This window comes from Marinitoga sp. 1135, assembly GCF_013363245.1.
Classification (GTDB): domain Bacteria; phylum Thermotogota; class Thermotogae; order Petrotogales; family Petrotogaceae; genus Marinitoga; species Marinitoga piezophila.
On the sequence record NZ_LBEZ01000003.1, the window covers coordinates 455,666 to 464,016 of the forward strand.

The following is an 8,351-nucleotide window of genomic DNA, read 5'->3' on the forward strand; positions in this document are numbered from 1 at the left end:
ATTAATAGAAGAAAGATCTATACTCAACTTTTACACCTCCTGAACAAGCTGCTATTAGTTATTGTTAATACTTTATGAATATCTCACAATATTCATAAAGTATTAACAATTAAATTTATAAATGAGGCGGGAATAACCCGCCCCCTGTATTACTATCAATAAAATTCAATTAAAATGGAAATTCGATATCTGTTGTGAAGTTGTTTAAATCATTTTCATTATCAGGAACTACTAACATACCTGTTTTAATTGCATAATTTAAGTATTCAACTTCTGCTAAGATTCTTGAAGGAACCATACCTTTTGTGTATTTCATTGGTGATAATCCAACACCATCTTCCTGTGCACCTAATACTTCTAATCCACCTTTAAATCTGTTTCTGTATGCATCTCTTACACCATAATATGATGCATTGTCAACTCTCTTTAAAGCACTTGCTAAAACATAACCTGGTGCCATGTAATCCTGGTCTGAGTCAACACCAATTGCAAAGTATCCTTCGCCTTTTTCATAGTAAGCATCAACAATTTTTGCTAAATCAGCATTTGCATCTAAACCGTATACTTTTAATGATTTTTCTTTTGCAGCATCAATAACACCATTTCCACAAGCACCTGCTGCTGCGAAGATGATATCTGCACCCTGGTCAAATTGTGCTAATGCCATTGATTTACCTTTTGCAGCATCTGTAAATGAATCTGTATAACCAACAATAACTTCTACATTTTCTCCATAAATATCGTTGTATGCTTTAACACCTGCTACATAACCATATCTAAATCTTTCAACTGGTGGAATAGCGATACCACCAATAAATCCTACTTTTCCTGTTTTTGTCATAGCAGCTGCTAAGTAACCTACAAAGAATGCTGATTCCTGTTCTTTAAATAAGTATAATTGAATGTTCTTTGGAACATTTCCTCCTTCTGGTGGAGCAATATCAATACCTATGAACTTTGTTGCTGGGTATTGTGGAGCAACGTCAAATAATGCATTACTCATCATAAATCCTACAGCAATAACAACATCTGCTTCTTTTGCAGCGTTTGAAAGGTTATCTACATAGTCACTCTGTTCCTTTGACTGAATTACCTGAACATCAATTCCGTATTTATCTCTTGCTCTTAAAACTCCTGCCCAAGCACCATCATTAAATGACTTGTCACCTAATCCCCCAACGTCTGTTACCATAATAACCTTAAATGCAAATGAAGAAACTACAAATGCCAATACCAATAAGAAAAGAACTGCTTTCTTCATATACCTTACCTCCCTTTATGAAAATTTAGGATTAATAATCCGCTAAGTGCGGTGAATAATAACATTAATATACCAAATGTAGTATTAACACTAAACATTGTGGCATTTAAAACTGGATATTTAAATTCTGATAATACTTCAATTGTACCAGGTTTTATAAATGCAAAAATTGAAGCAACTGTCATAATACCCAATCCTACTAACTTAAACATTATCTTTTCATTTACAAAGAAGTATATAAAACCAAGTATCAACAATAACATTACCTTTGTTCCCCAGTCTGAAATCAAAGCTTTTAAATCAATTGGAATTGCCTTTTCTTCCGAAAATACATTTAACAGGTTAGCTTTATAGTCCTTTAAAACATTGGTTTTTATCATTTTACTTTCAATGTTTGATTTTAAAGTATTGGCAAAAACATCATCAGAATAAATCAAAATATTTTTCATATGTGCATTATACTCTTTTAATCTTGAATCTATATCTTTTTGTCGAATTTTTGAATTTCTCTCAAATTCTTCTAATGCTTTTTTATAATTACTGAATATTTCATTATATACATCTTTATTATCATAATACAATCCCTGTTTTAAAATATCAATAGAAGCCTTTCCATCTTCAAAATTAACATAATCTAAAATCTTCTTTTTTCCTGAATCCACTAAAAATTTCTTTAAAGATATTGTATATATATTTCTTGCTTCAGAATACTCTGCGGACAATTGTGAGCCAATAAATGCTATATCTTTATTAACAAAAGCATGAGGGAATAATAAAACATCATTTAATAAAGCCTTCTGCATAATAGAATTATGAAAATCTGGGTTTTCATCCATTCTTACCTCTTTTACATCTTTTACAAGAGGAACATTAACAATAAGCAATATTAACACAAGTAAAGATACATTTATAACTCTCCTTAACCAGTGCATATTTCTTCCAAAAGCCTGGAAGAACATTGTAATTAAAATCATGGCAAAGAATACCACGAAGAATGAACCATAAATAAATGCAGTTGTTATATCTTTTGTAAAATCAAAATATTTTATTATATATACACTTTCAACAAGAACTATACCGAGGAATAACCACTGGAAAAGATCCTTCTTTTTAAGCAATAAAATTAATATAATTAACCCAGCATAAACAGCAAACCTTATCCAATCATTGCTTCTTTCAATCTTTGCATTATCGAGGAATATATCTATAACAGCTTTTGTATCATTTTTTATTGTTTCTGGAACAAAAGATAAAACCTTTGAGGCAAGATCATCTATTTCTATTTCAAGATCTTCTCCTGTTAATCTTGTTTTGGATATCTCTAAAATTCCTTCATTTAGTACATCTTTATTTTCTTCAATAATTTTATCAAAAAATGCATCAGGTTTTCCTTCATATGTATAATATTCAGGAAATTCTAATTCTGCATTTCTATTTTTCATTCTTCTTTTAGTCAACGTTTTATTTGGCGAATCTTTTACAAGCCCTAATGAATATGCAATTGTATTCTTTATATACAAAAATCCTGTATCCTGTAAATATGAAGAATATTCTTCCATTGCAAGATAAAATGCAGGTAATGATCTAATACTTTCTTCAGACATATCCTTTCCTGCAAGAACATTTTGAACATAACTTAAAAATCCTGAAAATGCTATTTCCTGCTCTAAAGAATCAAATTTGTGCTGACTTGCAATTGAAGAAAGATGTTTTGAAATATATGAAGGTCTATCTGTATACTCAGCACTTCCTACCATCTGGGATTTATAGAATTTATAAAGCCCCATATTTTTCATTTCAGTAAAAAACCAGTTTAAATCCTCAGAATGGCTGTTATACTTATCTATATATTCCACATAATAGGTCTTTATCTCATTTAAATTCAACGAGAAAACGTTAACAACAAGTATTGAAAAAATAATTAGCCAGATATATTTTTTCACAAAAGCACCTCCTCAAGAATTTTCATTTTCAACATAATTATATCACAATCCTTAGAAAATTGCACATGCATATTATCATATTTTTCTTTTTATTTCAAGAACTATACTAAAGCGTTTTTATTAAATATATTATTTTAATTTAACCTGAACAGACTTCTTTAAAGTTTAAAGCAACTAATCCATTTTTTTTAAAGTACACATGGTATAATCATTATTACAGTAGTTTGTGAATGAAGTTTTATAAAAATTGTAATTTTGAGGTGATATAATGAATATTCTTGTAACAAATGATGATGGTATAATGGCACCGGGAATATATATATTAAAAAAACATCTTGAAAAAAAACATAACGTATATGTTGTTGCACCTGACGTTGAAAGAAGTGCCACAGGACACGCTATCACTATAAGAAACCCTCTATGGGCAAAAAAAATATATTCCAATGATGAATTCTTAGGATATGCTGTAAACGGAACACCAGCAGATTGTGTAAAATTAGGTTTAGATGCTATATTTAAAGATGTAAAAATTGATATGGTAATTAGTGGTATAAATAAAGGACCTAATCTTGGAACTGATTTACTCTATTCAGGAACAGTCTCAGGTGCTTTAGAAGGAGCTATGAATGAAATTCCTTCTATTGCAATTTCCACATCAGACTATCAAAATCCAAATTATGAAACAGCAGCTAAATTTATCCTTGACTTTCTTGACAAATGTTCTCTTGATATTCCCGAATTCACAGCACTTAACATTAATGTTCCAAGCGTAGAATATTCAGAATTAAAGGGTTTTAAAATAACGCGACAGAGTAGAAGAAGATATAAAGACTATTTTGAAGCACGAAAAGATCCTTTTGGAAATACATATTACTGGATGCTTGGAGAAATAATTGAAGATGACAATGAACCCGATTCTGATTATTATGTTTTAAAAGAAAATTATGTGTCAATCACACCTATAAAATCTTTCTTAACAGATTTTGAATTTTTAAATTCTTTAAAAGAAAAATTTGAAGGAGGAGAATAATGGATTTCAAGGTTAGATTAATTGGAGACCCTGTTTTAAGAAAAAAAGCAAAACCAGTGGAGAAAATAGATGATAAATTTAGAGAATTTCTTGAAGAAATGGCAGAAATGATGTACAGAGAAGATGGTGTTGGCCTTGCAGCACCACAAATAGGTATTAGTAGAAGATTTTTCGTGATGGATGATGGAAATAAATTAAGAAAAGTTATTAATCCTGAAATAATAAAATTTCTTGGTGAAGAAGTTTCATTTGAAGAAGGCTGTTTAAGTATTCCAAAAATATTTTTAAATGTAAAAAGACCAGAAGGTATTATTGTAAAATATACAAATGAAAATGGCGAAATAGTTGAAGAAGAATTGCATGAATATACAGCAAGAATTTTCCAGCATGAATATGATCATCTTGAAGGGAAACTGTTTATCGACAGAGTTGGGTTAGCTGCAAAAGCAAAAGTTAAGTCAAAAATAAACGAATTAATGAAAGAAGGAAGAAAAATTGCTAAAGAATTAGGGGAAGTTGATCTGCCATGAGAATAGTATTTATGGGAACACCTGATTTTGCAGCATCACATTTAGAAGGATTAATAAAAAACAATTTTAATGTTGTTGGAGTTTTTTCACAACCGGATAAACCAAAAGGACGTGGCAAAAAACTTCAGCCAACACCTGTAAAAAAAGTCGCAGAAAAATATAATATTCCTATCTTTCAACCAAAAAGTGTTAATAAAGGCAAGGGATTTGAAGCATTAAAATCATTAAAACCTGATATAATTATTACAGTTGCATTTGGCAAAATATTAAAAAGCAATGTAATTGAATTGCCAGAATATGGTTGCTGGAACGTTCATGCTTCTTTATTACCAAAATATAGAGGTGCGGCACCTATTCAAAGAGCTATAGAAAACGGAGAAACAAAAACAGGCATTACAATATTCAAAATTGTAGAAGCTTTAGATGCTGGACCAATTGCTCTAATGAGAGAAATACCTATATTACTTGAAGATAATCTTGAAAGTGTTTATGAAAAATTGGAAAAGCTTGGTATTGATGCTTTAATTGATTTTTTAAATAATTTCGAAAATTATACACAAAACCTTACACCTCAAAACGATGCAGAAGCAACATATGCACATAAAATCACCAATGAAGATACATATATAAATTGGTATGAAAATAATATGATTGTTTTCAACAAAATAAGAGCGTATGATCCCATTCCAGGAGCAAAAACTTTATTTAATGATGAAATAATAAAATTATTTAATGTATTACCACATAATAACAACAAAAATGATTTACCCGGAAAAATTCTTAACATCGACAAAAACGGTGCTGAAATTGCTACCGGTTCAGGAACAATTTATGTAAAAAAAATTCAATTTCCCGGAAAAAAACCCATAAATTTCTATGATGCATATAATGGAAGAAAAATAAATATAGGGGATACACTAAAAAATATAACAAAAGGAGAGTGATAACATGGCAGAAACATTTAACATGTACATGATAAAAGGTTTTAGAAATGAAAAAGATGCAGAAGTTATAAAGGAAATTCTCGAAAGTATTGATGGAATAAAGAAATTCAAAATTGAACCTGCATTTGGAGCAGTTGAACTCACATATGATGATGAAATTGTTACAAGAGAGCAAATCAGCCAAAAATTAAAAACAAAAGGTTTCGAACTAAAATATTAAAATAAGCTGTTAATCATGAAAAAGTATTTATATGGATTTTTATTTGCTTTCATTACATCTATTACATTATATATATTAATCTCAGGTTTTACAGGCTTTTATGAAAATATAAAAGCCTTTGCTTTTTTTAACTGGAAATTTTTATTAATCGCATTGTTAGTTATTATATTAAAATGGTTTATTGAAAGCTTTATAATAAAAATATTATTAAAAGATATTTCAATAAAACATGCTTTAAATTTTACATTGATAGGTCAATTTTATAGCTATTTAACTCCATTTTATACTGGAGGCCAACCTATTCAAATTTTATACATCTCAAGATTCGGAATAGATCCTGCAAGAGCTACAGCTATTATATTATTCAAAACATTTTTATTTCAAATTATTCTGGCCTCTTTTGGAGTTTTTTCAACCATATACTCCATACTCTATTTAAATATAGATGTTATAATTGCCTCTATAATTGGGACGTTATTAAATTTACTGGCTGTATTTTTAATAATATTTTATATAATTAACCAAAACGCTTCAATAAAAACAACACTATACTTTGCAAACCTTCTTAAAAAAATTGGTTTATTAAAAAATCCAGAAAAATATATAGATACAATAATAGAAAAGGTTAAAACATTCATACTAATATTCAAAGAAGAAGCTAAAAACTTCAAAAAAATAACTTTAATTGTATTCTTAAGTATTCTCCAATTTTCCTGTTCTTTCATGGTTTTACCAATTATACTCCAAGGATACGGAATAAACATCTCTTTAAATACAATCTCGCGTTCTATTATCACACAGATTAGTTCATCAATAATCCCAACACCGGGAACCGCTGGTGGTGCAGAAGGAATATTCTTATTATTATTCAAAGATATACTTAATATTCATAAATTAAATGCCACAATTGTATTATGGCGATTTAGTATTTATTATTTCGTTTTATTAATTGGTGGAATAGTCGTTCTATTAAATCACAAAAACAGCATAATGAAAAAAATAAAAAAACCGGCTGAGTAATCAGCCGGTTTTTTGGTGCCGAGGGCGGGACTTGAACCCGCACGGGATAAACTCCCACATGGCCCTCAACCATGCGTGTCTGCCGATTCCACCACCTCGGCAGGCGTCAGCAAAACCGTATAGATTATACAATAACTTATAGAATTTGTCAAGCACTTTTTTATTAAAATTCTTTTACCTTATTCTTTCAAACACCTATTTTTCGAAATTAATAATTTAGTATTGGTTTATTAACCTAACATTATTATACTTATTCAAAAGTAAATTACTATTGATAAATTACGCCTGTATTATATTTTACATAGAAGCATAAAAAGAAATTTTTACATTTTGTATTTGTAAAATAAATATAACTTCAAAATAATGTATATATTTTTGTATTATTATATATATAGACCTACTAATGGGAGGTGTATATATGGACTATCAGAAGAAGAACATAAACATCTTATCTCAATACGATTTTCTTAAAACATTAAAAGATATTGAAAATGAAGAAGTTTTAAAGGATTTTACTAAAAAAAGATTCTTTAATTCCATAGAAAATGCAAATAAGGAGTCAGAATCAGATAAAATAAAATCAAAAGGGTGAAAACGTGATTTATGATATAGATACCCCATTAATAACCGCAAAAAACTTTTCATTATATATGAATAATAAAGAAGTGCTAAAAGCTATAGATATTGAATTATATCCAAATGATTCTGTTTTAATATATGGCGAGAGAAATTCTGGAAAATCCTCTCTTTTAAGAGCTTTTGTACATTTAAACGAGGAATTATTTGAAAACGTTTACGGAAAAGGTGAAATAAAATTTGGTGAAAAAGACGTTAGAGAACAGGATAAAAAATATTTAAGAAGTAATATTACATATGTTGAACCGCAATATTTACAAAATCTAAATTACATAACTTTAAAAGAACTCCTGAAGTTATCTTTAGGAGTAAGTCCACAAAATTTATCCTATGAACACATTTCTTTATTAAAAAGATTGGATCTTGTTGATAAATTCCTCGATTTAAGTAATTTAAAATATTATGATAATCTATCAAATTGGTCATCAGCGGATAAATTATCTTTGCTTTTATTTATCTCACTTGCAAGAAATCCAAATGTTTTCATGTTTGATTCAATTTTAGATCATATAGATGATTCGTTATTAAAACGTATAAAAGATGTGATTAATGAAATAAAACAAAATAGAATTCTAATATTTGCAACAAGAAATCTCTTTAGATATTTAGACATATGCAACAGAGTTATTATCTTAAATAATGGAAAAATAGTTGCAGATACCACCCCAAACGAATTAATAATAAACTTCGAAAAAAACAAATTCAAAAACTTGTAACGAAAAAAGTATTGACAAAAAGGGAAAAAGAGAAAGTTTTTATAATCGGAG

At 28.8% G+C, this 8,351-nt stretch carries 9 protein-coding genes and 1 tRNA gene; 7 read left to right on the top strand and 3 right to left on the bottom strand.

Annotated elements, in window-relative coordinates:
- Positions 1–169: 169 nt before the first annotated feature.
- Both XO10_RS03565 and XO10_RS03570 read right to left on the bottom strand, forming a co-directional pair.
- Positions 170–1,261, bottom strand: a complete 1,092-nt coding sequence (locus XO10_RS03565; RefSeq protein WP_014296208.1) for a BMP family protein — start codon at positions 1,259–1,261, stop codon at positions 170–172.
- 5 nt (positions 1,262–1,266) lie between these two features.
- Positions 1,267–3,204, bottom strand: a complete 1,938-nt coding sequence (locus tag XO10_RS03570; RefSeq protein ID WP_175421125.1) for a hypothetical protein — start codon at positions 3,202–3,204, stop codon at positions 1,267–1,269.
- Between the two features lie 268 nt (positions 3,205–3,472).
- On the opposite strand from XO10_RS03570, the gene surE reads away from it, so the two are divergent.
- From surE to XO10_RS03595, 5 genes are read left to right on the top strand one after another with little or no spacing between them, the layout of a single operon-like run.
- Positions 3,473–4,234 carry a 5'/3'-nucleotidase SurE gene (surE, locus tag XO10_RS03575; protein ID WP_014296210.1) on the top strand — a complete coding sequence of 254 codons (762 nt, stop codon included), beginning with the start codon at positions 3,473–3,475 and terminating at the stop codon, positions 4,232–4,234.
- On the top strand, positions 4,234–4,764 hold the full coding sequence (gene def, locus XO10_RS03580; protein ID WP_014296211.1) for a peptide deformylase: 531 nt from the start codon (positions 4,234–4,236) through the stop codon (positions 4,762–4,764). The genes surE and def overlap by 1 nt, the downstream gene beginning before the upstream one ends.
- The gene (gene fmt / locus XO10_RS03585) at positions 4,761–5,708 is read left to right on the top strand and encodes a methionyl-tRNA formyltransferase (RefSeq protein ID WP_014296212.1); all 948 of its coding nucleotides are present in this window, start codon (positions 4,761–4,763) and stop codon (positions 5,706–5,708) included. Before def ends, fmt begins: the two co-directional genes overlap by 4 nt.
- Positions 5,709–5,712: 4 nt before the next feature.
- Positions 5,713–5,928 carry a heavy-metal-associated domain-containing protein gene (locus tag XO10_RS03590; protein WP_014296213.1) on the top strand — a complete coding sequence of 72 codons (216 nt, stop codon included), beginning with the start codon at positions 5,713–5,715 and terminating at the stop codon, positions 5,926–5,928.
- A 15-nt stretch (positions 5,929–5,943) separates the two neighbouring features.
- A complete protein-coding gene (locus tag XO10_RS03595) occupies positions 5,944–6,948 on the top strand; it encodes a lysylphosphatidylglycerol synthase transmembrane domain-containing protein (RefSeq protein ID WP_014296214.1) in 1,005 nt (334 codons plus the stop codon).
- A 13-nt stretch (positions 6,949–6,961) separates the two neighbouring features.
- Here the strand turns inward: XO10_RS03595 and XO10_RS03600 are convergent.
- Positions 6,962–7,049: transfer RNA gene (locus tag XO10_RS03600), tRNA-Leu, on the bottom strand.
- A 317-nt stretch (positions 7,050–7,366) separates the two neighbouring features.
- Here XO10_RS03600 and XO10_RS03605 point away from each other — a divergent pair.
- Positions 7,367–7,540: a hypothetical protein gene (locus XO10_RS03605; RefSeq protein WP_014296215.1), complete on the top strand. Its 174-nt coding sequence runs from the start codon at positions 7,367–7,369 to the stop codon at positions 7,538–7,540.
- Positions 7,541–7,544: 4 nt separating this feature from the next.
- Positions 7,545–8,300, top strand: a complete 756-nt coding sequence (locus XO10_RS03610) for an ABC transporter ATP-binding protein (RefSeq protein WP_014296216.1) — start codon at positions 7,545–7,547, stop codon at positions 8,298–8,300.
- The last annotated feature ends 51 nt before the right edge of the window (positions 8,301–8,351 follow it).